Below are 823 nucleotides of genomic sequence, written 5' to 3' on the forward strand. Positions count from 1 at the left end.
CAGCCGGGTAAAGTATGAATGCCACAGCTTCGGCGGTGTGCTTGAGCCCCGCTACATTGTCGGCGCGGAACCACTTGACCAGTGAGCTATTACGCACTCTTTAAAGGATGGCTGCTTCTAAGCCAACCTCCTGGTTGTCAATGCGATCCCACATCCTTTTCCACTTAGCACACGCTTAGGGGCCTTAGCTGGCGATCTGGGCTGTTTCCCTCTCGACTACGAAGCTTATCCCCCGCAGTCTCACTGCCGCGCTCTCACTTACCGGCATTCGGAGTTTGGCTGATTTCAGTAAGCTTGTGGGCCCCCTAGACCATCCAGTGCTCTACCTCCGGCAAGAAACACGCGACGCTGCACCTAAATGCATTTCGGGGAGAACCAGCTATCACGGAGTTTGATTGGCCTTTCACCCCTAACCACAGGTCATCCCCCAACTTTTCAACGTTGGTGGGTTCGGTCCTCCACGCAGTCTTACCCACGCTTCAACCTGCCCATGGCTAGATCACTCCGCTTCGGGTCTAGAACATGCGACTAAAAGCGCCCTATTCAGACTCGCTTTCGCTACGGCTTCCCCACACGGGTTAACCTCGCCACATGCCACTAACTCGCAGGCTCATTCTTCAAAAGGCACGCCATCACCACTGCTAGGGTGGCTCTGACGGATTGTAGGCGAACGGTTTCAGGTACTATTTCACTCCCCTCCCGGGGTACTTTTCACCATTCCCTCACGGTACTTGTCCGCTATCGGTCACCAGGAAGTATTCAGCCTTACCAGGTGGTCCTGGCAGATTCACAGCAGATTCTAGGAGTCCGCTGCTACTCGGGA

1 rRNA gene is annotated in these 823 nt (G+C 54.9%); it reads right to left on the reverse strand.

Annotation, left to right across the window (positions count from 1 at the left end):
- A 23S ribosomal RNA gene (locus ADL15_RS51375) occupies nt 1-823 on the reverse strand; the annotation flags it as partial.

Origin of the sequence: Actinoplanes awajinensis subsp. mycoplanecinus (genome assembly GCF_001509495.1) — a bacterium.
GTDB lineage: Bacteria > Actinomycetota > Actinomycetes > Mycobacteriales > Micromonosporaceae > Actinoplanes > Actinoplanes palleronii.